The organism is Streptomyces sp. NPDC001231 (genome assembly GCF_042896885.1).
Lineage (GTDB): Bacteria > Actinomycetota > Actinomycetes > Streptomycetales > Streptomycetaceae > Streptomyces.
Window position 1 is genome coordinate 25,276 of sequence record NZ_JBIAXS010000006.1, and the last position, 24,901, is coordinate 50,176.

General features: G+C 70.8%; 22 protein-coding genes, 1 pseudogene and 1 riboswitch. Of the genes and pseudogenes, 15 read left to right on the plus strand and 8 right to left on the minus strand.

Annotation, left to right across the window (positions count from 1 at the left end; translation table 11 throughout):
• Window positions 1–52: 52 nt before the first annotated feature.
• Window positions 53–1,083 (minus strand): annotated as a pseudogene (locus ACFY3J_RS09225) (phosphatidylinositol-specific phospholipase C domain-containing protein).
• A gap of 183 nt (window positions 1,084–1,266) precedes the next feature.
• On the opposite strand from ACFY3J_RS09225, the gene ACFY3J_RS09230 reads away from it, so the two are divergent.
• Together ACFY3J_RS09230 and ACFY3J_RS09235 are read left to right on the plus strand one after the other, a co-directional pair.
• Window positions 1,267–2,370: an SPFH domain-containing protein gene (locus ACFY3J_RS09230; RefSeq protein ID WP_390840645.1), complete on the plus strand. Its 1,104-nt coding sequence runs from the start codon at window positions 1,267–1,269 to the stop codon at window positions 2,368–2,370.
• A 19-nt stretch (window positions 2,371–2,389) separates the two neighbouring features.
• Window positions 2,390–3,490, plus strand: a complete 1,101-nt coding sequence (locus ACFY3J_RS09235) for a hypothetical protein (RefSeq protein WP_384182277.1) — start codon at window positions 2,390–2,392, stop codon at window positions 3,488–3,490.
• Window positions 3,491–3,521: 31 nt separating this feature from the next.
• Here ACFY3J_RS09235 and ACFY3J_RS09240 read toward each other — a convergent pair whose 3' ends face one another.
• The 4 genes from ACFY3J_RS09240 to gcvT form a co-directional block, all read right to left on the minus strand.
• Window positions 3,522–4,889, minus strand: coding sequence for an L-serine ammonia-lyase (locus ACFY3J_RS09240; RefSeq protein WP_376549197.1), 1,368 nt, complete (start codon window positions 4,887–4,889; stop codon window positions 3,522–3,524).
• Window positions 4,890–4,990: 101 nt separating this feature from the next.
• On the minus strand, window positions 4,991–6,253 hold the full coding sequence (gene glyA / locus ACFY3J_RS09245) for a serine hydroxymethyltransferase (RefSeq protein ID WP_384182280.1): 1,263 nt from the start codon (window positions 6,251–6,253) through the stop codon (window positions 4,991–4,993).
• A 17-nt stretch (window positions 6,254–6,270) separates the two neighbouring features.
• The gene (gene gcvH, locus ACFY3J_RS09250; protein WP_225079556.1) at window positions 6,271–6,648 is read right to left on the minus strand and encodes a glycine cleavage system protein GcvH; all 378 of its coding nucleotides are present in this window, start codon (window positions 6,646–6,648) and stop codon (window positions 6,271–6,273) included.
• Window positions 6,649–6,759: 111 nt separating this feature from the next.
• Window positions 6,760–7,887 (minus strand): glycine cleavage system aminomethyltransferase GcvT, encoded by a 1,128-nt coding sequence (gene gcvT, locus ACFY3J_RS09255; RefSeq protein ID WP_390840646.1) that lies wholly within the window; start codon window positions 7,885–7,887, stop codon window positions 6,760–6,762.
• Between the two features lie 157 nt (window positions 7,888–8,044).
• Window positions 8,045–8,141, minus strand: a riboswitch (glycine riboswitch).
• Window positions 8,142–8,289: 148 nt separating this feature from the next.
• Between gcvT and ACFY3J_RS09260 the strand changes: the two genes are divergently transcribed.
• The 9 genes from ACFY3J_RS09260 (at window position 8,290) to ACFY3J_RS09300 (ending at window position 19,125) form a co-directional block, all read left to right on the plus strand.
• Window positions 8,290–8,910, plus strand: coding sequence for an AAA family ATPase (locus tag ACFY3J_RS09260; protein WP_384182286.1), 621 nt, complete (start codon window positions 8,290–8,292; stop codon window positions 8,908–8,910).
• Window positions 8,911–9,620: 710 nt separating this feature from the next.
• Window positions 9,621–10,412, plus strand: a complete 792-nt coding sequence (locus tag ACFY3J_RS09265) for an enhanced serine sensitivity protein SseB (protein WP_384182289.1) — start codon at window positions 9,621–9,623, stop codon at window positions 10,410–10,412.
• Window positions 10,413–10,610: 198 nt separating this feature from the next.
• The gene (locus tag ACFY3J_RS09270; protein WP_384182292.1) at window positions 10,611–11,405 is read left to right on the plus strand and encodes an enhanced serine sensitivity protein SseB C-terminal domain-containing protein; all 795 of its coding nucleotides are present in this window, start codon (window positions 10,611–10,613) and stop codon (window positions 11,403–11,405) included.
• Window positions 11,406–11,724: 319 nt separating this feature from the next.
• On the plus strand, window positions 11,725–12,732 hold the full coding sequence (locus ACFY3J_RS09275) for an ABC transporter permease (protein WP_384182295.1): 1,008 nt from the start codon (window positions 11,725–11,727) through the stop codon (window positions 12,730–12,732).
• 67 nt (window positions 12,733–12,799) lie between these two features.
• The gene (locus tag ACFY3J_RS09280) at window positions 12,800–14,605 is read left to right on the plus strand and encodes an ABC transporter substrate-binding protein (RefSeq protein WP_384182298.1); all 1,806 of its coding nucleotides are present in this window, start codon (window positions 12,800–12,802) and stop codon (window positions 14,603–14,605) included.
• A 110-nt stretch (window positions 14,606–14,715) separates the two neighbouring features.
• A complete protein-coding gene (locus ACFY3J_RS09285) occupies window positions 14,716–15,714 on the plus strand; it encodes an ABC transporter permease (RefSeq protein WP_384182300.1) in 999 nt (332 codons plus the stop codon).
• Window positions 15,711–16,808, plus strand: coding sequence for an ABC transporter ATP-binding protein (locus tag ACFY3J_RS09290; protein ID WP_384182303.1), 1,098 nt, complete (start codon window positions 15,711–15,713; stop codon window positions 16,806–16,808). The genes ACFY3J_RS09285 and ACFY3J_RS09290 overlap by 4 nt, the downstream gene beginning before the upstream one ends.
• Before the next feature lie 23 nt (window positions 16,809–16,831).
• Entirely contained in the window at window positions 16,832–18,343 is a 1,512-nt protein-coding gene (locus tag ACFY3J_RS09295) for an ABC transporter ATP-binding protein (protein WP_384182306.1), read from the plus strand.
• Window positions 18,344–18,468: 125 nt separating this feature from the next.
• The gene (locus ACFY3J_RS09300; protein WP_384182308.1) at window positions 18,469–19,125 is read left to right on the plus strand and encodes a trimeric intracellular cation channel family protein; all 657 of its coding nucleotides are present in this window, start codon (window positions 18,469–18,471) and stop codon (window positions 19,123–19,125) included.
• On the opposite strand, the gene ACFY3J_RS09305 is transcribed toward ACFY3J_RS09300, so the two are convergent.
• On the minus strand, window positions 19,034–20,272 hold the full coding sequence (locus tag ACFY3J_RS09305; protein ID WP_384182311.1) for an alpha/beta hydrolase: 1,239 nt from the start codon (window positions 20,270–20,272) through the stop codon (window positions 19,034–19,036). The two genes, ACFY3J_RS09300 and ACFY3J_RS09305, sit on opposite strands and share 92 nt — an antisense overlap.
• Window positions 20,273–20,424: 152 nt before the next feature.
• Here ACFY3J_RS09305 and ACFY3J_RS09310 point away from each other — a divergent pair, with 152 nt between their 5' ends.
• The gene (locus ACFY3J_RS09310; RefSeq protein WP_384182314.1) at window positions 20,425–21,294 is read left to right on the plus strand and encodes a thioesterase family protein; all 870 of its coding nucleotides are present in this window, start codon (window positions 20,425–20,427) and stop codon (window positions 21,292–21,294) included.
• Window positions 21,295–21,327: 33 nt separating this feature from the next.
• Here the strand turns inward: ACFY3J_RS09310 and ACFY3J_RS09315 are convergent, their stop codons facing one another.
• On the minus strand, window positions 21,328–21,954 hold the full coding sequence (locus ACFY3J_RS09315) for a TetR family transcriptional regulator (RefSeq protein ID WP_390840647.1): 627 nt from the start codon (window positions 21,952–21,954) through the stop codon (window positions 21,328–21,330).
• A gap of 113 nt (window positions 21,955–22,067) precedes the next feature.
• Here ACFY3J_RS09315 and ACFY3J_RS09320 point away from each other — a divergent pair, with 113 nt between their 5' ends.
• Genes ACFY3J_RS09320 through ACFY3J_RS09330 form a run of 3 tightly spaced genes read left to right on the plus strand, consistent with a single transcriptional unit; the run spans window position 22,068 to window position 23,776 of the window.
• Window positions 22,068–22,232 carry a hypothetical protein gene (locus tag ACFY3J_RS09320; RefSeq protein WP_361423655.1) on the plus strand — a complete coding sequence of 55 codons (165 nt, stop codon included), beginning with the start codon at window positions 22,068–22,070 and terminating at the stop codon, window positions 22,230–22,232.
• A gap of 49 nt (window positions 22,233–22,281) precedes the next feature.
• Window positions 22,282–22,548 carry a DUF4190 domain-containing protein gene (locus ACFY3J_RS09325; protein WP_390840648.1) on the plus strand — a complete coding sequence of 89 codons (267 nt, stop codon included), beginning with the start codon at window positions 22,282–22,284 and terminating at the stop codon, window positions 22,546–22,548.
• A gap of 58 nt (window positions 22,549–22,606) precedes the next feature.
• Window positions 22,607–23,776, plus strand: coding sequence for a cysteine desulfurase family protein (locus tag ACFY3J_RS09330; RefSeq protein WP_384182324.1), 1,170 nt, complete (start codon window positions 22,607–22,609; stop codon window positions 23,774–23,776).
• A 440-nt stretch (window positions 23,777–24,216) separates the two neighbouring features.
• Here the strand turns inward: ACFY3J_RS09330 and ACFY3J_RS09335 are convergent, their stop codons facing one another.
• Window positions 24,217–24,897, minus strand: coding sequence for an N-acetylmuramoyl-L-alanine amidase (locus tag ACFY3J_RS09335; protein ID WP_384182327.1), 681 nt, complete (start codon window positions 24,895–24,897; stop codon window positions 24,217–24,219).
• Between the last annotated feature and the right edge of the window lie 4 nt (window positions 24,898–24,901).

Sequence of the window (24,901 nt, forward strand, 5' to 3'; positions counted from 1 at the left end):
TCGAGTTCTGCCCCACAACTGGTACGGACGATCCCTTCAGGGCGTTCGAACATCAGCTCCGGGGGACCACCGAACCCAGTACGGCGGCCGGCTTGGCCGACCAGTCCGAGGTGATCACGCTGGCGTGGTGCCCGGCCAGGAGGGAGAGGCGGGCGGCCACCTCGGCGTCCGTGGGGTCGGTCGAGGAGATCGCCGGGGCCACGCCGGCTGCGTCCGTCGTGATCAGGATGTAGTGGTTCCGGGCGTAGAAGGACGTGTCGTAGCCCTGGCCGACGTAGGTCGCCGCGTCGCCGTCGAAGAACACGAACCAGGGGCGGATCGAGGCGTCGTAACGACTCGCGCGCGGGTCGCCGGCGGCGGCGCCGAGCACGGCGGGGAAGGCCTGGGCGGAGGCGATGTTCCCGGCCGCGTACAGGTCGCGCAGGTGGTCGCCGTACTCCTGGTCGGTCCAGTAGTGGTCGAAGGGGTTGGCCTGTTCCACCGTGCCGGGGATCAGCTCGAAGAGGACCTTGCCGGTCAGGGCGTCCCGGGACGGCCAGGCATCGGCCTTCGCGGCCGCGTCCAGCGAGGGGTGTTTCCCGCCCAGCAGGTCGGACGGCTTGTAGACCATGTCGCCGAGCTTCTGCCGCACCAGGGTGTCGAACGCGGCGGGTCCAAGGCCGATGGTGTTGTTGAAGCCGTTCTTCATCTCCATCTTGAAGACGATCGGCCGGTGGTCGGGGTGCAGTTGGTGCCATGCGGCGATGTTGTCCAGGCAGCTGCCGAGGTCCTGGTTCGGCTCTTGCCGTACAGCTCGCCAGGGGTCTTCGCGGCCTCGCAGTTGTTGTCGTTGCCCAGCGGGTTGCTGTGGCTGACCCGCCAGCGCCGGGTCAACGGGTCGGTGTAGACATCGATTTCGAGCAGCGAGGCGCCGGAGTCCAGCGCCTGCGCGAAGTAGGTGTACTTGGCCTTCTCGTACGCGTTGTGCGTACCGATCGCCGTCGTCCCCGAGAACGGCGGCTCCGCCGCACCGGCGTTGCCGGGAACCGCCGTCAGCAGCGCGACGGCACCCAGTAAGGCCGCCGGCCCTCTCGTCCTACGCATGACCAACTCCCTTTGCCCGTAGTTGAGTTGAGCGGAAGCGTAGGGAAGGACGGTTACCGTGCGGTAGCCCCCGGGGGAACAGGTTCGCGCAGGTGTCGGATCTCCGGACCGGAGGCGATTGCTATCGTGCGGTCGCGGAGTGAGCCGTACGCAGAGGAAACGGGGGGACGGGCCATGGGACTGATGGACCGTATACGTGGTGAGTTCATCGACATCGTCGAGTGGACCGACGACAGCCGCGACACCATCGTCTGGCGCTTCCCGCGCTACGAGAACGAGATCAAGATGGGCGCCAAGCTCGTCGTCCGCGAGTCGCAGACGGCGGTCTTCGTCAACGAGGGCCAGATCGCCGACGTCTTCACGCCCGGCACCTACACCCTGGAGACGCAGAACCTGCCGGTGCTGTCCACCCTGAAGGGCTGGAAGTACGGCTTCCACTCGCCCTTCAAGGCCGAGGTCTACTTCGTCACCACCCGCCAGTTCACCGACCTCAAGTGGGGCACCCAGAACCCCGTCATCGTCCGCGACCCCGAGTTCGGCATGGTCCGGCTGCGGGCCTTCGGCGCCTTCGCCGCCCGTGTCGTGGACGCCGCCGCGCTGCTGCGCGAACTGGCCGGCACCGACCCGCAGTTCCGCACCGAGGAGGTGCAGGAGTACCTGCGGCAGCTGATCGTCGGCCGGCTGGCCACCGTCCTGGCCACGGCCGGGGTGCCGATGCTGGACCTGGCCACCCGGCAGGACGGGCTCGGCGCCAGGCTGGCGGGCGCCCTCACCGAGGAGCTGGCCCCGGTCGGCATCGCCGTCCCCAAGTTCGTCATCGAGAACATCTCGCTCCCGCCCGAGGTCGAGGCCGCCGTCGACGCCCGCTCCCGGATGGGGATCGTGGGCAACCTCGACCAGTACACCCAGCTCCAGGCGGCCGACGCTATCGGTGACGCCGCGCGCAACCCCGGCGCCGCGGGCGAGGGCGTCGGACTGGGCGTCGGCATGGCCCTGGGCCGGCGCATGGCGGAGGGCCTCACCCCGCAGCAGCCCGCCGCCGCAGCCCCCGCGCCCGCGGCCACCCCGCCGCCGCTGCCTCAGCAGCAGTGGTTCATCGGTGTCGGCGGCGCCCAGCAGGGCCCGTACGACAGTGCCGCGCTGACCGGCCTGATCAGCGCCGGCACCCTCACCCGGACCACCCTGGTCTGGCAGAACGGCATGTCCGGCTGGCTCCCCGCCGAACAGGTCCCGGAGGTCGAACGCCTCTTCGGCAGCGTCCCGCCGCCGCTGCCGCCCCAGGCCTGAGCGGGCGGGGACGACGACCATGACCGAGGACCAGGCCACCGCGGCCTCCGCCCGCTCGTACCCGTGCGAGGCCTGCGGTGCCACCGTGGAGTACGCCCCGGGGACCGACGCGCTGCGCTGCCCCTACTGCGGGCACCAGCAGGCCATCGTGCCCGTTCCGCGGGCGGTGCGGGAGCATCCGATCCAGGAACTGGCGGCCCTCCCCGCCAAGCCGCAGGCCGGGCCCGGCTCCGTGAACACCTTCGTCTGCCCGGGCTGCGGGGCCCGCACCGAGAGCGACACGCTCTCCGTGCGGTGCCAGTTCTGCGCCACGCCCCTGGTGGCCGACGCCAACGCCACCGAGCGGGTCGTCCCCGAGGCCGTCGTCCCCTTCGGGCTGGACCGCGACGCGGCCCGGGACGCGCTGCGCACGTGGACGTCCTCCCGCTGGTTCGCCCCCAAGGACCTGAAGAAGGTCACCGAGGCGGAGTCCTTCAAGGGCAGCTACCTGCCGCACTGGACGTACGACGCGGCCACCGACTCCAGCTACCGGGGCCGGCGCGGTGAGTACTACTACGAGACCGTGACGCGCACCGTCACCGAGAACGGCGAGACCCGCACCGTGACCGAGCAGGTGCGGCACACCCGCTGGTACCCGGCCTCCGGAACGGTGTCCCGGGACTTCGACGACGTCCTGGTGCCGGGCACCGGTCACGTCACCGCGAAGCAGCTGGACAAGCTCACGCCCTGGCCGCTGGAGGAGGCCAGGCCCTACCAGGAGGAGTACCTGGCGGGCTTCCAGACGGTGCGCTACGACATCGAGCCCGAGGCCGGCCTGGAGACGGCCAAGCAGCGGATGGCCGCGGTCATCGAGGGCGACTGCCGCAGCGACATCGGGGGCGACGAGCAGCGGGTCGAATCGGTCGACACCCACTACTCCGACGTCACCTTCAAGCTGATGCTGCTCCCGGTGTGGTTCCTCACCTACCTCCACGCCGGACGGACCTGGCAGGTCACGGTGAACGCCCGCACCGGCGAGGTGGTCGGCGAGCGCCCGTACAGCGCCGGCAAGATTGTCGCCGCCTCGCTCGTGGCACTCGCGGTCGTCGCGCTGATCGTCTGGCTGAGCGTCAGGAGGTAGCGGCCCGTACGGCGGCACGGGCCGGACCTCGTCAGCACTCGATGATGTTCACCGCGAGCCCGCCCCGGGCCGTCTCCTTGTACTTCACCGACATGTCCGCGCCGGTCTCCTTCATGGTCTTGATGACCTTGTCGAGGGAGACCTTGTGGGAGCCGTCGCCGCGCATGGCCATACGGGCGGCGGTGACGGCCTTGACCGCGGCCATGCCGTTGCGTTCGATGCAGGGGATCTGGACCAGGCCACCCACGGGGTCGCAGGTGAGGCCGAGGTTGTGCTCCATGCCGATCTCGGCGGCGTTCTCGACCTGCTCGGGCGTGCCGCCCAGGACCTCGGCGAGGGCGCCCGCCGCCATCGAGCAGGCGGAGCCGACCTCGCCCTGGCAGCCGACCTCGGCGCCGGAGATGGAGGCGTTCTCCTTGAAGAGCATGCCGATCGCGCCGGCGGCGAGCAGGAAGCGGACCACGCCGTCCTCGTCCGCGCCGGGGATGAAGTTGATGTAGTAGTGCAGGACCGCCGGGATGATGCCGGCCGCGCCGTTGGTCGGGGCGGTGACCACCCGGCCGCCGGCCGCGTTCTCCTCGTTCACCGCCATCGCGTAGAGGGTGATCCACTCCATCGCGCGGGCCGTCGCGTCGCCCTCGGCGCGCAGCTGGCGGGCGGTGACGGCCGCGCGGCGGCGCACCTTCAGACCGCCCGGCAGGATGCCCTCGCGGGACAGACCGCGCCGCACGCACGCCTGCATCACCCGCCAGATCTCCAGCAGGCCCTCGCGGATCTCCTCCTCGGTGCGCCAGGCCCGCTCGTTCTCCAGCATCAGGGAGGAGATCGACAGGCCTGTCTCCTTCGTCAGGCGCAGCAGCTCGTCGCCCGAGCGGAAGGGGTACTTCAGCACCGTGTCGTCCAGCTTGATGCGGTCGGCGCCCACCGCCTCCTCGTCCACGACGAAGCCGCCGCCCACCGAGTAGTACGTCTTGGCCAGCAGCTCGGCGCCGGAGGCGTCGTACGCCCACAGGGTCATGCCGTTGGCGTGGTAGGGGAGCGCCTTGCGGCGGTGCAGGACCATGTCGTCGTCGTAGGAGAACGCGATCTCGTGCTCGCCGAGCAGGCTCAGCCGGCCGGAGGTCCTGATCGTCTCGACCCGCTCGTCGGCCGTCTCCACGTCCACTGTGCGCGGGGAGGCGCCCTCCAGGCCGAGCAGCACCGCCTTCGGCGTGCCGTGGCCGTGGCCCGTCGCGCCGAGGGAGCCGTACAGCTCGGCGCGGACCGAGGCGGCCCGCTCCAGCAGGTCCTCGTTGCGCAGCCGGCGGGCGAACATGCGGGCCGCCCGCATCGGGCCGACCGTGTGGGAGCTCGACGGGCCTATGCCGATCGAGAACAGGTCGAAGACCGAGATGGCCACGGTGACTCCTCAAGACGGGGTGGTGCTGGGGGTGCCAGGGGCGGGGCGCCGCGCACGGGCCGGGTTCTCCGGCCCGCACACGGCACTCCTCGGAACGGGACTTACTTGTTCAGACCCGGGTACAGCGGGTGCTTGTCGGCCAGGGTGCGCACCCGGGCCTTGAGGGCATCGGCGTCGTAGGACGGCTTCAGCGCCTCGGCGATCACGTCCGCGACCTCGGTGAAGTCCTCGGTCGTGAAACCACGGGTGGCCAGGGCCGGCGTGCCGATCCTGAGGCCCGAGGTGACCATCGGCGGGCGCGGGTCGTTCGGGATCGCGTTGCGGTTGACGGTGATCCCGATCTCGTGGAGGCGGTCCTCGGCCTGCTGACCGTCCAGCTCGGAGTCACGCAGGTCGACCAGGACCAGGTGCACGTCCGTGCCGCCGGACAGGACGTCCACGCCGACCGCCCGGACGTCGTCTTGGACCAGGCGCTCGGCCAGGATGCGGGCGCCCTCCAGGGTACGACGCTGGCGCTCCTTGAACTCCTCGCTCGCGGCGACCTTGAAGGACACCGCCTTGGCGGCGATCACGTGCTCCAGCGGGCCGCCCTGCTGACCGGGGAACACCGCGGAGTTGATCTTCTTCGCCAGCTCGGCGGTGGACAGGATCACGCCGCCGCGGGGGCCGCCCAGCGTCTTGTGGGTGGTGGTGGTGACCACGTGGGCGTGCGGCACCGGGTTCGGGTGCAGGCCCGCCGCCACCAGGCCGGCGAAGTGCGCCATGTCGACCATGAGGTACGCGCCGACCTCGTCCGCGATCCGGCGGAAGGCGGCGAAGTCCAGCTGCCGCGGGTACGCGGACCAGCCGGCCACGATCAGCTTCGGCTTGGACTCCTTCGCCAGCCGCTCCACCTCGGCCATGTCGACCCGGCCGTCCTCACCCACGTGATAGGCGACGACGTCGTAGAGCTTGCCGGAGAAGTTGATCTTCATGCCGTGGGTCAGGTGCCCGCCGTGGGCGAGGTTCAGACCCATGATCGTGTCACCGGGCTTGAGCAGCGCGAACATCGCGGCCGCGTTCGCCTGCGCGCCGGAGTGCGGCTGCACGTTGGCGTGCTCGGCGCCGAACAGCTCCTTGATGCGGTCGATGGCGATCTGCTCGACCACGTCGACGTGCTCGCAGCCGCCGTAGTAGCGGCGGCCGGGGTAGCCCTCGGCGTACTTGTTGGTGAGGACCGAGCCCTGCGCCTCCATGACCGCCACCGGGGCGAAGTTCTCGGAGGCGATCATCTCCAGCGTGGACTGCTGGCGGTGCAGCTCGGCGTCGACCGCGGCGGCAACGTCCGGGTCGAGCTCGTGCAGGGGTGTGTTGAGAACAGTCATGTGCGTGCGTCCGATTCTCAGCCGGCCGTCTCGGCGGCGTACTCGTCGGCGGAGAGCAGGTCGGCGGGCTCCTCGGCCAGGCGCACCTTGAACAGCCAGCCGCCCTCGAAGGGCGCGGAGTTCACCAGCGACGGGTCGTTCACCACGTCCTCGTTGAACTCGGTGACCTCACCGCTGACGGGTGAGTACAGGTCGGACACCGACTTGGTCGACTCCAGTTCACCGCAGGTCTCGCCCGCGGCCACCGTGTCGCCGACCTCCGGGAGCTGGGCGTAGACGACATCGCCGAGCGCGTTGGCCGCGAACTCCGTGATGCCGACCGTCGCCACGCCGTCCTCGACGGGCGACAGCCACTCGTGCTCCTTGCTGTAGCGCAGATGCTGAGGGTTGTTCATGGCCAGAATTCTCCTGTACGCGGGTCAATGGTGATGAATGAGGGACTGCGAAAGGCGTGCGTGACCAGGGGTGACGTGTCTCACGTCGCCTCCGTGCCGGCTATGAAGGTGTCACTTCTGCCGCTTGTAGAAGGGCAGCGCCACGACCTCGTACGGTTCGTGGTTGCCCCGGATGTCCACACCGACACCGGCGGTGCCCGGAGCGGCGTGCGCGGCGTCGACGTACGCCATGGCGATCGGCTTGCCCAGGGTGGGGGAGGGGGCGCCGGAGGTGATCTCGCCGATCACCTCGCCGCCCGCGACGACCGCGTACCCGGCGCGCGGGACCCGGCGGCCCTCGGCGACCAGGCCGACGAGCACCCGGGGCGGCTCGGCGGCGGCGCGCTCGGCGGCGGCCAGCAGCGCCTCGCGGCCCACGAAGTCGCCCTCCTTCTCGAACTTGACCACCCGGCCGAGGCCCGCGTCGAACGGGGTCAGCGACGTCGACAGCTCGTGCCCGTACAGCGGCATGCCCGCCTCGAGGCGCAGCGTGTCCCGGCAGGACAGGCCGCACGGGACCAGCCCGGCGTCCGCGCCGGCCTCGGTCAGCGCCTGCCACAGCTTCTCCGCGTCGCCCGGGGCCACGAACAGCTCGAAGCCGTCCTCGCCGGTGTAGCCGGTACGGGCGATCAGCGCGGGGACGCCGGCGACGGTGCCGGGGAGCCCGGCGTAGTACTTCAGGCCCTCCAGGTCGGCGTCGGTGAGGGACTTCAGGATGCCGGCGGACTCGGGGCCCTGCACGGCGAGCAGCGCGTAGCTGTCCCGGTCGTCGCGCACCTCGGCGTCGAAGCCCGCCGCCCGCTCGGTCAGCGCGTCGAGCACGACCTGGGCGTTGGAGGCGTTGGCGACGACCAGGTACTCGGTCTCGCCCAGCCGGTAGACGATCAGGTCGTCCAGGATGCCGCCGTCGGCCTGGCAGATCATGGTGTAGCGGGCGCGGCCGAGACCGACGGTGGCGATGTTGCCGACCAGGGCGTGGTTCAGCAGCGCGACGGCCTGCGGGCCGGTGACGGTGATCTCGCCCATGTGGGACAGGTCGAAGAGGCCGGCCTTCGTCCGGACGGCGTTGTGCTCGTCGCGCTCGGAGCCGTAGCGCAGGGGCATGTCCCAGCCGGCGAAGTCGGTCATCGTCGCGCCGAGCGAGCGGTGCAGCGCGTCGAGCGCGGTGCGGCGGGGTCGATCGGGTTCGGTACTGCTCATCGGACGGTCTCCAAGGCATGACAGGCGAGGACGGATCATGTCCTCCCCATCTGTCATCGGAACCTGAGAGGTTCGCCATGACCGCCGTCGGACGGACGGTGCACGGCTTGCACCTTGGGTGGAGCCACTGCGCCAGCGGCCCGCTTTTCAGATGTGCCTCGCCCGCGCGGTAACGGGGCCTGAGAGATTCAAGGGAGGTACTTGCTCCTTCGGCGCCCCAGCGAGACGGCTGGGGACTCTCCCGCGCGGATTCAAGCGGCCGATATGCAGTTGCGCGCACATCATTGCACGCCCGGCCCGTTTCGCGGCAGGGCGGCATCTGTGACCGTCCTGTGGCAGGACGTGCACGGAAACGCCGGGCGCCGCACATTACCTTCTCTTTACGATCTGTGGGGAGGAATGATGACGGCGCACAGGACCCCGTTGTACGCGACGGCCCAGGCCCCCGCCCTCTTGGTGCGCGACCTGCGAGACCGGTCCGACCGCGGCCCGCGCGTGCTGCGTTTCGGCCCGCGCGACCTGGTCGTGGTGACCGGCCTGCCCGGCAGCGGCAAGTCCACGCTGATGCGGCGCGCGGTGCACGGCGTCCGCATCGACTCCCAGGACACCCGCGACCGCTGGGACGCGCGCCTGGCGGCGCACCTCCCCTACGCCCTGTACCGCCCCCTGGTCCGCCTCGCCCACTTCGCGGGGCTGCGCCGCGCGCTGCGCTCCGGGGCGGCGCTCGTGGTCCACGACTGCGGCACGCAGCCCTGGGTCCGCGCCTGGCTGGCCCGCACCGCCCGCCGCCGCGGCGGCACCCTGCACCTCGTCCTGCTGGACGTCACCCCGGGCACCGCCCTGACCGGCCAGCGCGCACGGGGCCGCGGTGTCTCCCGCTACGCCTTCCACCGCCACCGCCGTGCCACCGCCGCCCTGCTCCGCGCGGTGGAGCGGAGCACCCTGCCGAGGGGCTGCGGCTCGGCGGTCCTCCTCGACCGCGAGGCGGCGACGCGCCTGCGCCGGATCGACTTCGCCCCCTGAGAACCACACGCGGCTCCCAGGCCCTGTCGTCGAATTCCCGCCTGCCGTGCGGCGTCTGGCACGCATTCCCCGAGCTCTTCGAGCAGGGGGGACCCCCAGCCGCGTTGCCGAACCGCCCACGTGGCTCCGCCACGAGGGTGCTCCGGCGCCTTGCGATCGCACGCATCGGAAGCCGCGCGGCCCGCCCTTCAGGCGGACGACGGGAAGGTGACGACAGGACCCAGCACCGCCCGGCACGCGAAAGCCCGCCCACCACCGAAGCCCACTCCCGCCGGGGCTCCGGTCCGCCCGGCCCACCGCGCCGAAACCCGGCCCCCGGGCCCGGCGACGCGGCGCGCAGCACGCGGACCGCTGACCGGATCAGGGCGCGGTGTCCGCCGGTACGTCCTCTGGGGCCACCGCCGTCCTGTCGGGGGTTGCGGTTCTGCCGGGCCGTGAGGCGGCGGGTGCTGTCGCGGCGGACCGAGTTCGCGACCCGAGGGCCGTGGACAGCCCCTGCGCGCGGAGCGCCACCCGCGCGGCCGTTCGGCCACCGCGTCGAGGCGCGTCTCGCGCTGGTGGCCGGTCGGCCCGCGAGCCGGTGGTGCCGCCGGCCGCCGGGGGTGCTCGCGGGGGGAGTCGTGGGGTCCGGTCATGGGATTTTCCGTGAGGTTCGGGCGTGTACCCGATAGCCTTTCGGCCACAGCAGTGTTCACAGCAGGCGGTAGCAGATGGACTTCCCGGCGGACTTCTCCGCGGACCTTCCGGCACAGGCGCAATCCCATCCGCACGGCGGATGGCCCGGCAACGAGCTGGAGGAGGTGCTGTCCGCCTCCCTCGGCGTCCCGACCGCCGGTGGCCGGATCGTCGAGGTCCTCGGCCGCAGCCTCGTCTGGGTGCCCCTGCCCAACGGCGGCGGTCCGCGCAGCGGCCCGCTCGATCTGCCCACGCTGGAGATCGACGGCCAGGCGTACGTGCCGGTCTTCAGTTCCGAGGAGCAGTTCCGTCAGGGCGCGGGCTCGCACATGGCGTACACCGTCGCGCCCGCCGTCGAGTTCGCGCGCGGACTGCCCCCGCAGGCCGGCATCGCGCTCAACCCGGACGGCGTGGTCGGCGTCCCGCTGCCACCGGCCGCCGTGGCCGAATTGTGCCGGGCGGGGCGCACCCAGCTGGACGGCCCGTCGAGCGGCGGCCGCGTCCGCCTCTTCGAACCGGACTGGCAGGACGACCCGGTGGACTTCCTCGCCGCCGCCAGTGCCGAGTTCGCCGAGATCGGCGTGGTCGGCACCGCCCGCCGCTGCCTGGCCGCCGTCGAGACGGACGAACCGGTCATGTTCATAGGCGTCGAACTCTCCCAGTGGGAGGGCGATCCGCAGGCCGGCCCCCTGGAAGCCCTGGGCCGCGCCCTGACGAAGACCCCGGCCAGGTGGCCGGTCAACCTGGTCCTCCTGGACGTGGCCCAGGATCCCGTGGCGGACTGGATGAGGGAGAACGTCCGCCCGTTCTACCAGCACGCCCACTGAGTCCGACCAGGGACGCCGGGGAAGCGCACACGATCCGCAGCCGGCGGCGCACGGCGAGTCCCCGGCCGCCGGACGGCGGCTTAAGCTAGGCCTGCCGTCACTTTCCCGCCTGCCCGCCGGGCGGACGACGGGAAGGTGACGACAGGACCCGGACCCACGGCTCGGTCGAAACGTCGGTTGTATGGAGGGGCGGTACAAGTGAGCGCCAGCGGCACCACGGCCGGACAGGTCGAGCAGACGCTGCGCCAGGTGACGCCCGGGCGTCACGACGCCTACGAGGCGCTGCTGCGCGCGCTGGCGACCCCCTCCTCCGGCCAGGTCTGGATGCTGCTCTGGCACGGCCAGGCAGGTTCCCCCGACGCCCAGTACGGCCACATGGAGGTCGACGGCCACGGCTACGCGCCCTGCGTGACCTCCGCCCAGGAGCTGTCGGCGAGCGGCTGGAACCGTTCGTACGAGGTCGTGGACGGCCTCGACGTGGCCCGCACCCTCTACCCCGACCACTACGGCCTCTGGCTGAACCCGCACGCCCCGGGCGGCGGCGTCGGCATCCCGTGGCTGGACCTGCGCCGTATCGCCACCGGTCTGGACCGGCAGCCCGCGGGACCGCTCCGGCTGTCCGAACCCGCCGTGGAGGCCTCGCAGTTCTACGCCCTGCTCACCCAGAACGCCCACCGTACCCCGGCCCTGCGCTCGCTGCGCCGTGCCTGGGTGCAGCCCGCGCTCGGAGCGCCGTATCTCGCCATCGGCCTCGACGTGTACGACACCTCGCCGCCGGCCGTCGACTCGGTGCGCGTGATGATGCAGCAGTCCATCGGCGCCGTCCCCGACGGGCTGCCGGTGTCGACGGTCGCGATGTCCGACGAGTACGACCCGGTCGCGATGTGGCTGCGCGCCAACTCCCGGCCGTTCTACGACCGGGAGACCCACGCGGGCCCCGCCCAGGCCCCGGCGGCCGGCTACGGCTATCCGCCGGTGCGCGGCGGCTACTGATCCGTCCGGTCCGTCCGCCGGCAAGGTTCTCGCACAGGCGATCCTCTGCGCGCGTAGATGGATGCGGATGGTCCGTTTTTGCTGTGGGCCGTCCCAACTGGTCCATGTCCGAACCCCGTTACCCACTGTCCGGATAACGGAACCCCTTAACCCGCATCACGTTTGCGCATCCATTCACCGCCAAGACTGGCAACAGATCACCATGGCGTTGAAGACTCCCGCTCCAAGGGGGCGTTCGCCCCTGTGTACGACGGACTGAACAGCCGCCACAGCGGCAAGCGCGGGCCGGCCACCGCCGGTTGAGAGGGGTCCCTGCCAGATGACGGCACCATTGCACGAGCCGACCGCGGAAGCGGCCCCGAGCGCTGCCGACGAGGCGACGGCCGCCAGCGTCGCTGCCAAGGCCGTACAGGGGCGTTCCCTGGGCCGGATCGCCTGGGAGCGCCTCAAGCGGGACAAGCTCGCCCTGACGGGCGGCATCGTCGTGCTTCTCCTCATCCTGGTCGCGCTGCTCGCGCCCGTGATCGCGCACCTGGTCGGTCAGGATCCCGAGCTGCACCACGAGGACCTGATCGACCCGCTCTTCGGCACCCCCAAGGGTTCCCTCGGCGGCATCAGCGGCGACCACCTCCTCGGCGTCGAGCCGGTCAGCGGCCGCGACATCTTCGCCCGCATCGTCTACGGCGCCCAGATCTCGCTGCTCGTGGGCTTCCTGTCCGCCGTCGTCGCCGTCATCCTGGGCACCATCCTCGGCATCCTCGCCGGTTTCTTCGGCGGCTGGGTGGACGCGGCCATCAGCCGGGTCATGGACGGCCTGCTCGCCTTCCCGCAGCTGCTGTTCATCATCGCGCTGGTCTCCGTCATGCCGAACGAGATGCTCGGCCTGACCGGCACGGGTGTGCGCGTCTTCGTGATGATCCTGGTCATCGGATTCTTCGGCTGGCCCTACATCGGCCGCGTGGTGCGCGGCCAGACGCTGTCGCTGCGCGAACGCGAGTACGTCGAGGCGGCACGCTCGCTCGGCGCCGGCCGCTTCTACATCCTGTTCAAGGAGCTGCTGCCCAACCTCGTGGCGCCGATCATCGTGTACACGACGATGATGATCCCGACCAACATCCTCACCGAGGCCGCGCTGAGCTTCCTCGGCGTGGGCGTCAAGCCGCCGACCGCCTCCTGGGGTCAGATGCTCTCGAACGCGATCGACTACTACGAAGCGGACCCCATGTACATGGTGGTCCCCGGTGTGGCGATCTTCATCACCGTCCTTGCCTTCAACCTTTTCGGCGACGGCGTGCGCGACGCGCTCGACCCCAAGGGCTCTCGCTGAACTGCCCTACCCCCAGCGACCCGTGCACTCACACGGGGTCTCTCATCTATCCGGAGGATCCGAGAACGTGACTACCCAACGCACCTCAGGGCGGCGCAAGCAGGCCATGGCCGCTGCGGCCGTGGTCGCCGCGCTGCTGACCACGGCGGCGTGCGGCGGCGGCAACGACGGCAACGGCGGTGGTGGCGGCGGTTCGAAGAGCGGCGCGGCCGGCTTCGACGCAGCCAACAACAAGGTCGCCCAGGCCTCCCTGGCCAAGAAGGGCGGCACGCTGAAGTTCGGCGCGGCCCAGGACGCCGACTCGTGGGACACCACGCGCGGCTACTACGGCATGATGTGGAACTTCGCCCGCTACTACAGCCGCCAGCTGGTCACGAACAAGACGGAGCCCGGCGCGGCCGGCGCCGAGCTGACTCCGGACCTCGCCACGGGTCTCGCCAAGGTCAGCGACGGCGGCAAGACCTACACGTACACGCTGCGCGACGGTGTGACGTGGGAGGACGGCAAGCCGATCACCTCCAAGGACGTCAAGTACGGCATCGAGCGTGTGTGGGCGCAGGACGTGCTGTCCGGCGGTCCGACCTACCTGAAGGAGGTCCTGGACCCGGACGGCAAGTACCAGGGCCCCTACAAGGACAAGGACAAGGACCACCTGGGTCTGAAGGCGATCGAGACGCCGGACGACAAGACCATCGTCTTCCGCCTGCCGAAGGCCAACTCGGACTTCGAGCAGATGCTGTCCCTGATCTCGGCGTCCCCGGTCCGCCAGGACATGGACACCAAGTCCAAGTACGGTCTGCACCCGTTCTCCTCGGGCCCGTACAAGTTCGAGTCGTACAGCCCGGGCAAGGACCTGAAGCTGGTCCGCAACACCGAGTGGAAGCAGGCTTCGGACCCCATCCGCAAGGCGTACCCGGACGAGATCACCATCAAGTTCTTCTCGAACGCCAACGACCTCGACCAGCGCCTGATCGCCGGTGACTACGACCTGGACCTGAACCAGACCGGTATGTCGCCGCAGGGCCGCCAGACCGCCCTGAAGAAGTACAAGGGCAACCTGGACAACCCGGTCTCCGGCTACGTCCGTTACGCGGTCTTCCCGCAGAGCGTGAAGCCGTTCGACAACATCCACTGCCGCAACGCCGTGATCTACGGCGCGGACCACGTGTCGCTCCAGACCGCGCGCGGTGGCCCGGTCGCCGGCGGTGACATCGGCACCAACATGCTGCCCCCGTCGGTGCCGGGCGCCGAGGGCCAGAAGTACGACCCGTTCGAGCTGGCCGGCGCCAACAAGAACGGCAACGTCGAGAAGGCCAAGGAAGAGCTGAAGGCCTGCGGCAAGCCGAACGGCTTCAAGACCACCATCGCCGTCCGCAACAACAAGCCGGTCGAGGTGGCCACGGCCGAGTCGCTCCAGGCGTCGCTGAAGAAGATCGGCGTCGACGTCCAGATCGACCAGTACGACGGCTCGCAGACCGCCGGCATCATCGGCAGCCCCTCGAACGTGAAGAAGAAGGGCTACGGCATCATCATCATGGGCTGGGGCCCGGACTTCCCGTCCGTCCAGGGCTACGGTCTGCCGCTGTGGAACAGCAAGTACATCCTGCAGAGCGGTAACAACAACTACGCTCTGATCAAGGACAAGGCGATCGACGGCCTGTTCGACGACTACGTCAACTCGCTCGACGACGCCAAGAAGGCCGAGATCGCCACGCAGATCAACCACAAGGTCATGGAGGGCGGCTACTACCTGCCCTTCGTCTTCGAGCGGTTCATCAACTGGCGCTCCGACCGGCTGGCGAACGTCTACACGTCGGCCGGCTACAGCGGCCAGTACGACTTCGTCAACCTCGGCCTGAAGTCCTCGAAGTAAACCCGGCACACCCGCCGTACGGCACGAAAGGCAGGTGAAGGCCGGCGCGGCGGGACCGCGGACCCCGGAAAACATCCGGAGGTCCGCGGTCCCGCGGCGGGCCGTAAGCTGTGCTCGCTTACCTCATCAGGCGGTTGTTCGCCGCCGCCGTGATGCTGGTGGTCATCATCCTGGTGGTCTTCAGCATCTTCTTCCTCGTCCCCAAGTGGGCGGGCGTCGACGTGGCCACCAACTTCATAGGCAAGCAGGCCGACCCTGCCGCCATCGAGGCGGTGCGGCAGAAGCTGGGTCTGGCCGAACCGGTCTACGCCCAGGTCTGGGAGTTCTTCAAGGGCATCTTCGTCGGCCGCACCTACGCGGCCGGTGGCGACGTCACCCACTGCGCCGCGCCGTGCTTCGGCTACTCCTTCCGCAGCGAGCAGGCCGTCTGGCCGGTGCTGACCGACCGCTTCCCGGTGACCCTGGGACTGGCGCTCGGTGCCGCCGTGCTGTGGCTGCTCTTCGGTGTCGCCGCGGGTGTGCTCTCCGCGCTCAAGCGGGGCAGCCTTTGGGACCGGGGTGCGATGCTGGTCGCCCTCGGCGGTGTCTCGCTCCCCATCTACTTCACCGGCATGCTCAGCCTGGCGATCTTCGCGTTCGGTCTGAACTGGATCGACGGGGAGTTCGTACCCCTCGGCCACAGTTTCACCGGCTGGCTCGGCGGCATGATCCTGCCCTGGATCACGCTGGCGTTCCTCTACGCGGCGATGTACGCCCGAATCACCCGCGCCACCATGCTGGAGATCCTGGGCGAGGACTACATCCGCACGGCCCGTGCCAAGGGCCTGCGGGAGAAGACCGTCATCGGCAAGCACGCGATGCGCTCGACCATGACGCCCATCCTGACCATGCTCGGCATGGACCTCGGCGCCCTCATCGGCGGCGCGATCCTGACCGAGACGACGTTCAGCCTGCCCGGCCTCGGCCAGGCGGTGCTCAACGCCATCAAGACCCAGGACCTGCCCATCATCCTGGGTGTCGTTCTGATCACCTCTCTCGCGGTGCTCATCGCCAACCTCGTGGTGGACGTCCTGTACGCCGTGATCGACCCCCGAGTGAGGCTCGCATGACCGAACTCAGCAAGAGCGACGCCGCCGTGGGCGAACCCACCGCCGCCTCGCCCACTCCGAGCGCCTTCCTGGAAGTGCGCGACCTGAAGGTGCACTTCCCGACCGACGACGGCCTGGTGAAGTCCGTCGACGGGCTCAGCTTCAAGCTGGAGAAGGGCAAGACCCTCGGCATCGTGGGCGAGTCGGGCTCCGGCAAGTCGGTGACCTCGCTCGGCATCATGGGCCTGCACACCGCCGGCCAGTACGGCAAGCGCAAGGCACGCATCTCCGGAGAGATCTGGCTGAACGGCACCGAACTGCTGTCCGCCGATCCCGACCACGTGCGGAAGATGCGCGGCCGCGAGATGGCGATGATCTTCCAGGACCCGCTGTCCGCGCTGCACCCGTACTACACGATCGGTCAGCAGATCGTGGAGGCGTACCGGATCCACAACAACGTCGACAAGAAGACCGCCCGCAAGCGGGCCGTCGAAATGCTCGACCGGGTGGGCATCCCGCAGCCGGACAAGCGTGTGGACAACTACCCGCACGAGTTCTCCGGCGGTATGCGCCAGCGCGCGATGATCGCGATGTCGCTGGTGAACAACCCCGAACTGCTCATCGCGGACGAGCCGACCACCGCCCTGGACGTCACCGTCCAGGCGCAGATCCTCGACCTGATCCGCGATCTGCAGAAGGAGTTCGGCTCCGCGGTCATCATCATCACCCACGACCTGGGCGTCGTCGCCGAACTGGCCGACGACCTCCTGGTGATGTACGGCGGCCGCTGCGTCGAGCGCGGACCGGCCGAGAAGGTGTTCTACGAGCCCCGGCACCCCTACACCTGGGGCCTGCTCGGCTCGATGCCGCGTCTGGACCGCGACCAGCAGGACCGGCTCATCCCGGTCAAGGGGTCCCCGCCCTCCCTGATCAACGTTCCGTCCGGCTGCGCGTTCAACCCGCGCTGCCCGTACGCCGACGTCCCGAAGGACAACGTCACCCGCACGGTCCGCCCCGAGCTGACCGAGGTCGGCAGCCAGCACTGGGCCGCCTGCCACATGACGCAGGAGCAGCGGGAGCGGATCTGGACCGAAGAGATTGCGCCGAAGCTGTGAGTGAGAACGCAGAGGACAAGGCAGTGAGCATCCCTGCACAGAGCGACGGCGCCGAGGACAAGGCCTCCGGCACGGCCACCCTCACCAAGGACGCCGCCCCGGGCGAGGTCCTGCTCAAGGTGACCGGCCTGCAGAAGCACTTCCCCATCCGGAAGGGCCTGCTCCAGCGCCAGGTCGGAGCGGTGCGCGCGGTCGACGGTCTCGACTTCGAGGTCCGCTCCGGCGAGACCCTCGGTGTCGTGGGCGAGTCCGGCTGCGGCAAGTCGACGATGGGCCGGCTGATCACCCGGCTGCTCGAACCGACCGCGGGCAGCATCGAGTTCGAGGGCACGGACATCACGCACCTCGGGGTGAGCGGCATGCGCCCGCTGCGCCGTGATGTGCAGATGATCTTCCAGGACCCGTACTCGTCGCTGAACCCGCGCCACACCATCGGCACGATCGTCGGCGCTCCCTTCCGGCTCCAGGGCGTCGAGCCCGAGGGCGGGATCAAGAAGGAAGTGCAGCGGCTGCTGTCGGTGGTCGGTCTCAACCCCGAGCACTACAACCGCTATCCGCACGAGTTCTCCGGCGGTCAGCGCCAGCGCATCGGCATCGCCCGGGCGCTCGCGCTCAACCCGAAGCTCGTCGTGGCCGACGAGCCGGTCTCCGCGCTCGACGTGTCGATCCAGGCGCAGGTCGTCAACCTGCTCGACGACCTCCAGCAGGAGCTCGGCCTGACGTACGTGATCATCGCGCACGACCTGTCGGTCGTCCGGCACGTCTCGGACCGGATCGCGGTGATGTACCTCGGCAAGATCGTGGAGCTGGCCGACCGCGAGTCGCTCTACAAGGCGCCGATGCATCCGTACACCAAGGCGCTCATGTCGGCCGTCCCGATCCCGGACCCCAGCCGCAAGAGCGCCAAGAGCGAGCGCATCCTGCTCAAGGGCGACGTGCCCTCGCCGATCGCCCCGCCGAGCGGCTGCCGCTTCCACACCCGGTGCTGGAAGGCGACGGAGATCTGCCGTACGACCGAGCCTCCGCTCAAGGAGCTGAAGCCCGGTCAGCAGGTGGCCTGCCACCACCCGGAGAACTTCGAGGACCAGGCCCCGCAGGACACCGTGCTGCTCACGGCCGCCAAGGAGGCCGCGGAGCTCGTGGCCGACGAGGTCCTCGCGGAGTCGGCGGCTACGTCGGCGGCGGTGGCCGCCGAGGTCGGCGAGACGGCGAAGCCGTCCGGGTCCGCCGAGGCCTCGGAGTCCGCCGAGGCGGAGACCTCCGAGTCGTCCGGGTCCGCCGAGGCCTCGGAGTCCGCCGGGTCCGCCGAGGCCTCGGAGACCTCCGAGTCCGCCGGGTCCGCCGAGACCTCCGGGTCCGCCGAGACCGCGGAGACCTCCGAGACCTCCGGGTCCGCCGAGACCGCGGAGACCTCCGGGTCCGCCGGGTCCGCCGAGACCGCGGAGACCTCCGGGTCCGCCGGGTCCGCCGAGACCTCGGAGTCCTCGGAGTCCGGCACCGACGGCTCCGGCAGCCAGGAGCCGACCGAGAAGTAGGCGGGGCGGCTCGGTGAAGCCGCGCGCGTGATGGAGCGGGAGAGTGCGGAGCCGGCGGCCCCGGCGGTCGCACTCTCCCGCTCCGTCGTGTTCGGGGGCGAACCGGCCCCGAGTAACAATGTGGCGTGCTTCAGCAACTGTTCAGCCCCTCCGTCCAGCACACGCTCGACGTGGTCGGCATCTTCGTCTTCGCCATCTCCGGCGCGCTGCTGGCCGTCCGCAAGAACTTCGACGTCTTCGGCATCGCCGTCCTCGCCGAGGTCACCGCGCTGGGCGGAGGGCTGTTCCGTGACATCGTCATCGGGGCCGTGCCCCCGGCCGCCTTCACCGACCTCGGGTACTTCCTCACCCCCCTGCTCGCCGCGCTCGTGGTCTTCTTCCTGCACCCGCACATGGAGCGCATCCAGACCGCGGTGTACGTGTTCGACGCGGCCGGCCTCGGCCTGTTCTGCGTGGCCGGCACCACGAAGGCGTACGCCTACGGGCTGAACCTCACCGCGTCGGCGACGCTGGGCATGGCCACCGCCGTGGGCGGCGGTGTGCTGCGGGACGTGCTCGCCAACGAGGTGCCGTCGCTGCTGCGCTGGGACCGCGACCTGTACGCGGTCCCGGCGATCGTCGGCGCCACCATGGTGGTGCTGTGCATCCACTACGACGCGCTGAACCCGTTCACCACCGGGCTGGCGGTGGTCACTGCCTTCGTCCTGCGGCTGCTCGCGATGCGGTACCACTGGCGAGCTCCGCGGGCCTGGAACCGCCGGTCGACGGTACAGGAGGAGTGAGGGCCGTCCGCAGGCGGTGGGGCGGCCTCTGCCCCATCACCCTGGTCAGCCAGCGGAACGCCGTCGGGACCTGGGGGCGCCACAGCGCCATGCTGTGGCCGCCCGCGCTGCGCGGCACGAAGACCACGTGCACGGTGGTCGGAGGCTTCGCGATCTGCTCCAGGGCGACGCCCGCCTGGTACCCGTCGCCGGTCTGGCCCGAGAGGTAGAGCGCGACGGGCGGCGGCGTGCGGTAGTTCTTCAGCAGGATGTAGGGGTTGTTCGCGCGCCGCAGCCGGAGGTTCTGGCTGGCGAGCGAATTGCGCTCGCCGATCGGGTCGTTGTACCCGGACAGGCTCACCGCGGCCCGGTAGCGGTCGGGGTGGGCGACGGCGAGCTTGGTCGCGCAGTGCGCCCCGGCCGAGTAGCCGGCGGTGGCCCAGCCGTTCGGGCCGGTCGCGGCACGGAAGTTGTCCGTGACCATCTTCGGTACGTCGATGCTCAGCCAGGTGTCCGCGTTCACGGTGCCCGGGATGTTGGCGCAGCCCGTGTCGATCTTGGCGATCAGGTTCGTGCGCGGCGCCACCAGTATGAACGGCGCGACCCGTCCGCTCCGCATCAGCGGCTCCAGTTGCTGGTGCACCTTCAGAGAGCCGAACCAGGCCTTCGCCGAGCCCGGGTAGCCCGACAGCAGCTCGACCACCGGGAACTTCCTGTTCTTGTAGGCGGGGTCGTCGTACTGCGGCGGCAGCCATACGTAGACCTCCGCGTTCACCCCCGAGACCCGGCCCCTGAGCTGGGTGACCCTGACCCCGCCGGCCGCGTGCATCCCGGGCCCGTCGGCCGGGGTGAACTTCTGCACGACCCTGGGCAGCTTCCGGTAGGCGATGCCCCCGGTGCCGTCGGCGCCCAGGTTGGCGGCCTGCTGCACGTGGTTGCCCGTGCCGAGCAGGTCGGCCCAGTTGTCGTACAGGTTGTTGGCGTTGTTCACCAGCACGAAGACCAGGGTGATGGCCGTGACCTGGGCGAACAGCAGCATCAGTGCCCGGAGGGCGGCACGCAGCGACCTGGGGCCCCTGAGTCGTGTCCACAGGACGAACGGCAGGGCCAGGGCGACCACGGCCAGCACGATGGCGGTGTACAGGAACGGAGTCCCGGTGAGGCTCATGTCCCGATAGAGGGGGAACGGGGCCCCGGGGTTACGGGCAAGTGCGGACACTTACCAAGAAATTGCCTGCGTCTCACCCCGCGGAATGCTCGTCATACGAACACAACGGACGAAAGCTACCGCTTAGTAGTGCCCTGATGTACCGTTCACACATGTCAGAAGCAGCCACCGCCGCGGCCGCGCGGGCCACGATCGGCGACAGCGAGTTCGACCGGGACACCGCGGTCACCCGGAGCGAGCCCGGCGTCTACGGCATCGACCTCTCCGCCGGCTGGACGATCATCAACGCCGTCAACGGCGGCTATCTGCTGGCCGTCCTCGGCCGCGCGCTCGCGGACGCCCTGCCGCACCCGGACCCGTTCACGATCTCGGCCCACTACCTGACCGCGTCCCGGCCCGGTCCCGCCGTCGTCCGCACGGACGTGGTCCGCACCGGCCGCACCCTGTCGACCGGCCAGGCCTCCCTCTTCCAGTGCGACGACGACGGCCGCGAGGTGGAGCGCATCCGCGTCCTGGCCTCCTACGGCGACCTCGGCACCCTGCCCGACGACGTGCGCACCTCGGCGAAGCCGCCCGCGATCCCACCCATGGAGCAGTGCTTCGGCCCCCAGGACGCGGCCGGCGTCCCCGCGCCCGTACCCGGCAGCTCGGCCATCACCGACCGCCTGATGCTGAAGCTGGACCCCGCCACCCTCGGCTGGGCGCTCGGCTCGCCCTCCGGGAACGGGGAGATGCGCGCCTGGTTCGGCCTCGCCGACGGCCGGGACCACGACCCGCTGTCCCTGCTGCTCGCGGTGGACGCACTGCCCCCGACCGCGTTCGAGCTGGGCATCAAGGGCTGGGTGCCGACCGTCGAGCTGACGGTGCACGTCCGCTGCCGTCCCGCGCCGGGCCCGCTGCGCGTGTCCATCACCACCCGCAACCTGGCCGGCGGCTTCCTGGAGGAGGACGCCGAGGTCTGGGACGGCGCCGACCGGCTGGTGGCGCAGTCCCGGCAGCTCGCACGGGTCAGGCTGGACTGAGGGAGTGCCGCACCGGCGCGACGGGCCGCGCCGTCAGTCCAGCCAGTGCCGGCGGCCGATGCTGATCAGACGCAGCTGCCGGGTCGCGACCCGGGTGACGCGCTCGCGCTCCTCCTCGGGGGCGTCGAGCGCCTCCAGGAACAGCGAGCCGGTGATCAGCATCTGATCGACGTACAGATGGGCGAGCATGAGCAGGTCGTCCTCGCTCCACCCCGCGGACTGGGGGTCCTTGGCCAGTTCGTCCCTCACCTCGCTTGCGAACCTGGCCAGTTGCTCGCCGACCACCTCCCGGACCTGCTGCACCCCGCCGTGGCGCTCCCGGGCGATGAAGCGGACGTGGGCGGGGTACGCCTCGACATGACGCGCGATCAATCCGACCGCGCGCGTGATGCGTTGCTCGCTGTCGTCCGCCTGGGACACCGTCGACCGGATCATCGGGTGCAGGCTGCTCAGCGCCTCCTCGACCAGGGCCACGCCGAGATCCGCGGTGGAGTGGAAGTGGCGGTAGAAGGCGGTCGGGGCGACACCGGCGGCGCGTGTGACCTCGCGCAGGCCGAGGCTGCTCAGGCTCTGCTCCTCCAGCAGCCCCAACGCCGCGTCCATCAGGGCCTGTCGGGTCCGCTGCTTCTGGGCCTGCCGGGCGCCGGGAGTGTGACTCATGCCATTCAGTCAACAAGTGTTCTCCGGATTGTCCAAGCCGGAGGCGCGCTAGACTGAGCAGTCAGTGAACAAGTGTAACTACAAACGTTCACCGACAAGGGGGATCCGATCTCATGCTGTTCCTCGTCGCCGCACTGCTGCTGCTCGGCGTCGTCCTGGGCACGGTGGCCCACGCGCCGCTCGACTTCACGGTCGCCGCGGCCGTGGTGATCGCCGTCTGGCTCGGCGTCTTCGCGCTCCGCGAGCGTCACGGCCGCAGGCGCGGCACGTCCCGCTGACGCCTCACCCGCCCGGCCCGTTCCCACGACCGTCTGGAGCAGATCCGCCATGCAACTCACCGCACCGGCCGCACACCGCACCGGTACGCAGGACGCCGACGGCATGGCCGTCGCGTCCTTCGTCCTCGGCCTGCTCGGCCTGCTCGTCCTCAACCTGTTCCTCGGCCCCGTCGCCATCGTCCTGGCCGGCGTCGCCCTGTGGCGCGGCACCGACCGCCGCGGCCGCGCCTGGCTCGGCCTGACCCTGGGCATCGCCGACCTCGTGGTCCTGCTGGCCTTCGTGCAGGCGGACAACACGCTGTCCTGGAGCTTGTGACACCTGGCCCATCCTGATCTCCGGCCCGGCCGCGGGCGCCCGTAGAATCGGCCTCACCATGGCTTACCTCGACCACGCCGCGACCACCCCGATGCTCCCGGAGGCGGCAGAGGCGCTGACCGCGGCACTGGGTGTCACCGGCAACGCCTCCTCCCTCCACGCGTCCGGGCGCGCGGCCCGCCGCAGGGTCGAGGAGGCCCGCGAAACCCTCGCCGAGGCTCTCGGCGCCCGTCCCAGCGAGGTCGTCTTCACCTCCGGTGGCACCGAGGCGGACAACCTCGCCGTCAAGGGCCTGTACTGGTCCCGCCGTGCCGCCGACCCGGCCCGCACGCGCATCCTCTCCAGTCCCGTCGAGCACCATGCCGTCCTCGACGCCGTGCACTGGCTCGGCGAGCACGAGGGCGCCACCGTCGAGTACCTTCCGGTCGACTCCTACGGCCGCGTCCACCCCGAGGCGCTGCGCGAGGCCGTCGCCCGCAATCCCGACGACGTGGCCCTGGCCACCGTCATGTGGGCCAACAACGAGATCGGCACGCTGCTGCCGGTGCGCGAACTGGCCACCGTGGCCGCCGAGTTCGGTGTCCCGCTGCATGCCGACGCGGTGCAGGCCCTCGGGCAGGTCCCGGTCGACTTCGCCGCCTCCGGACTGGCCGCGATGACGGTCTCCGGCCACAAGATCGGCGGCCCGTACGGCGTCGGCGCGCTCATCCTGGGCCGCGAGTACACCCCCGTGCCCGTGCTGCACGGCGGCGGCCAGGAACGGCACGTCCGCTCCGGCACCCTCGACGTGCCCGCGATCGCCTCCTTCGCCGTGGCCGGCCGGCTCGCCGCCGAGCGGCGCGAGTGGTTCGCCCGCGAGATCGGGGCGCTGCGCGACGAGTTGATCACCGCCGTGCGGTCGGCCGTCCCGGACGCGATCCTCGGCGGCGACCCGGCACCGGAGGGCCGCCTCCCGGCCAACGCCCACTTCACCTTCCCCGGCTGCGAGGGCGACTCCCTGCTGCTCCTGCTGGACGCCCAGGGCATCGAGTGCTCGACCGGCTCCGCCTGCACGGCGGGCGTCGCCCAGCCCAGCCACGTACTGCTGGCCACCGGCACCGACCCGGACCTGGCCCGCGGCACCCTCCGTTTCTCCCTCGGCCACACCTCCACCCAGTCCGACATCGACGCGGTCGCGAAGGCCATCGGCCCGGCGGTGGAAAGGGCCCGCGCGGCCGGCCTGACGTAGCGCGACGGGACCACGGGACGGGCCCCAGGTTCGGGTCGGTGCGGCGGGCGGGCCCGCTACCTCGGGTCCGTGCGGCCGGGCGGGCCCCGGGAGTTCAGGTTCGCGCGGGAGCGGTCCAGTGGTTCGGGGTCGGTGCGGCGGGCCGAAGCCCAGTGCTTCGGGTTCGTGCGGCGGGTTGTCCCCAGCGGCTGCGGTCGGTGCGGCGGGGCGGGCCCCAGTGGTGCCGGTCCCTGCGGCGGGGCGAGTCCCGGTTCTTCGGGCGGCGGGCCGGGCCCGGCACTTCGCGTTGGTGCGGTGGGCGGGCCCAGAGCTACGGGTCCGTGCGGCCGGGCGAACCCTTGTGCTTCGGGGCCGTGCGATGACCGGGCCCCAGCGGTTCGGGTCCGTGCGGCGGGGCGGGGCCCGTGCTTCGGGTCCGTGCGGCGGGCAGGTGCGGTGGTTCAGGCCCGGGAGGTCCGGGCTGCGCGGACCAGGCGTATGTAGCGGTCCCAGTCCCAGTGGGGGCCCGGGTCCGTGTGGTCGGCGCCCGGAACCTCCACGTGGCCGATGATGTGCTCCCGGTCGACCGATATGCCGTAGCGGTCGCAGATCCCGGCCGTCAGCCGCGCCGAGGCGGCGTACATCGCGTCGGTGAACGACGAGGCGTCGTCGACGAAGCCCTCGTGCTCGATGCCGACGCTCCGCTCGTTGTACGTCCGGTTGCCCGCGTGGAAGGCCACGTCCAGCTCCCGGATCATCTGCGTGACATGCCCGTCCGCGCCGACGATGTAGTGCGCGGCGGCCCCGTGCCCCGGGTCCTGGAAGACCTTCACCGCGCTCGCGTAGCTGCCCTGCGTGACGTGGATGACGACCCGGTCTATCCGGTAGTCGTCCGGGCGGTCCGCCGGCCGGTAGTTCGCCGGGGAGGCCGCCACCCACCGCGCGTCCACGAAGTCGACCGCGCCCGCCACCCGCGGCTTCTGCGCGCCGGGCAGCCGCCACCACAGCCGGGCCAGCCCACTGCGCTCCAGCGCGGCCCCGCCCACCACCACCGCGGCCCCGCCGATCAGCAGGGCCCGCCGTCCCAGCCGCCGCCCCCGCGCATCCGTCGCGCCCGTCGCGTTCGTCTTCTTCGCCCCCATGCGA

Coding starts and splice junctions, on each gene's coding strand:
- ACFY3J_RS09230 (WP_390840645.1), top strand. CDS start 1,267: ATGGACCGTATACGTGGTGAGTTCATCGACATCGTCGAGTGGACCGAC.
- ACFY3J_RS09235 (WP_384182277.1), top strand. CDS start 2,390: ATGACCGAGGACCAGGCCACCGCGGCCTCCGCCCGCTCGTACCCGTGC.
- glyA (WP_384182280.1), bottom strand. CDS start 6,253: ATGACTGTTCTCAACACACCCCTGCACGAGCTCGACCCGGACGTTGCC.
- gcvH (WP_225079556.1), bottom strand. CDS start 6,648: ATGAACAACCCTCAGCATCTGCGCTACAGCAAGGAGCACGAGTGGCTG.
- gcvT (WP_390840646.1), bottom strand. CDS start 7,887: ATGAGCAGTACCGAACCCGATCGACCCCGCCGCACCGCGCTCGACGCG.
- ACFY3J_RS09260 (WP_384182286.1), top strand. CDS start 8,290: ATGACGGCGCACAGGACCCCGTTGTACGCGACGGCCCAGGCCCCCGCC.
- ACFY3J_RS09265 (WP_384182289.1), top strand. CDS start 9,621: ATGGACTTCCCGGCGGACTTCTCCGCGGACCTTCCGGCACAGGCGCAA.
- ACFY3J_RS09275 (WP_384182295.1), top strand. CDS start 11,725: ATGACGGCACCATTGCACGAGCCGACCGCGGAAGCGGCCCCGAGCGCT.
- ACFY3J_RS09290 (WP_384182303.1), top strand. CDS start 15,711: ATGACCGAACTCAGCAAGAGCGACGCCGCCGTGGGCGAACCCACCGCC.
- ACFY3J_RS09305 (WP_384182311.1), bottom strand. CDS start 20,272: ATGAGCCTCACCGGGACTCCGTTCCTGTACACCGCCATCGTGCTGGCC.
- ACFY3J_RS09310 (WP_384182314.1), top strand. CDS start 20,425: ATGTCAGAAGCAGCCACCGCCGCGGCCGCGCGGGCCACGATCGGCGAC.
- ACFY3J_RS09315 (WP_390840647.1), bottom strand. CDS start 21,954: ATGAGTCACACTCCCGGCGCCCGGCAGGCCCAGAAGCAGCGGACCCGA.
- ACFY3J_RS09320 (WP_361423655.1), top strand. CDS start 22,068: ATGCTGTTCCTCGTCGCCGCACTGCTGCTGCTCGGCGTCGTCCTGGGC.
- ACFY3J_RS09325 (WP_390840648.1), top strand. CDS start 22,282: ATGCAACTCACCGCACCGGCCGCACACCGCACCGGTACGCAGGACGCC.
- ACFY3J_RS09330 (WP_384182324.1), top strand. CDS start 22,607: ATGGCTTACCTCGACCACGCCGCGACCACCCCGATGCTCCCGGAGGCG.
- ACFY3J_RS09335 (WP_384182327.1), bottom strand. CDS start 24,897: ATGGGGGCGAAGAAGACGAACGCGACGGGCGCGACGGATGCGCGGGGG.